At 73.3% G+C, this 1043-nt stretch carries 1 protein-coding gene; it reads left to right on the forward strand.

Translation table 11 applies throughout. The features are described 5' to 3' along the window. Positions 1-1043, forward strand: a 1043-nt coding sequence (gene rfbB, locus MKK55_RS20140; protein ID WP_243937330.1) for a dTDP-glucose 4,6-dehydratase, incomplete at both ends; no start/stop codon positions are given.

A 1043-nucleotide genomic window follows, 5' to 3' on the forward strand; every position in this document is an offset into this window, starting at 1 on the left:
CGCATCCTGGTGACCGGCGGCTGCGGCTTCATCGGCTCCGCCCTCGTGCTCCACCTGGTGCGCGACCTCGGCCACGACGTGCTGACGCTGGACGCGCTGACCTACGCGGCCAACCCGGTGTCGCTGGCGCCCCTCGCCGAGGATCCCCGCCACCGCCTGGTCGAGGCCGACATCTGCGACGCCGACGCCGTGCGCGCGGCCTTCGCGGACTTCCGGCCCGACGCGGTGATGCACCTGGCGGCCGAAAGCCACGTCGACCGCTCGATCACCGATCCGGGCGCGTTCATCCGGACCAACGTGATCGGCACCCAGGTGATGCTGGACGCGGCACGCGGCCACCACGAGGGGCTGGCGGCGGACGCGAAGGGCCGCTTCCGCTTCCTCCACGTCTCGACCGACGAGGTCTACGGCTCGCTGCCGCCGGGCGGGTTCTTCACGGAAGGCAGCCGCTACGACCCGCGCTCGCCGTACTCGGCCTCGAAGGCCGCCTCCGACCACCTGGCCCGGGCCTGGCACGAGACCTACGGCCTGCCGGTGCTGGTGACGAACTGCTCGAACAACTACGGGCCGCGCCACTTCCCGGAAAAGCTCATCCCGCTGATGATCCTCAACGCGCTCGAGGGCCGTCCGCTGCCGGTCTACGGCGACGGCCTGAACGAGCGCGACTGGATCCACGTCGAGGACCACGCCCGCGGCCTGGTGGCGGTGCTGGAGCGCGGCCGGGTCGGCGAAACCTACCTGCTCGGCGGGCGCGCGGTGCGCAACAACCTCGCCGTGGTCGAGGCGCTGTGCGCCGCCTTCGACCGGCTGCGGCCCGAGCACGCCCCGCACGCGCGGCTGATCGCCTTCGTCGCCGACCGGCCCGGGCACGACCGGCGCTACGCGATCGACCCGGGCAAGGCCGAGGCCGAGATCGGCTGGGCGCCGTCCAAGACCTTCGAGCAGGCGCTGGAGGAGACCGTGCGCTGGTACCTCGACAACGCGGCCTGGTGGCGCCCGATCCGGGAGGGCCGCTACGCCGGCGAGCGCCTCGGCCTCGCCCC

It is taken from the genome of Methylobacterium sp. J-059 (assembly GCF_022829485.1).
In the GTDB taxonomy this organism is placed as follows: domain Bacteria; phylum Pseudomonadota; class Alphaproteobacteria; order Rhizobiales; family Beijerinckiaceae; genus Methylobacterium.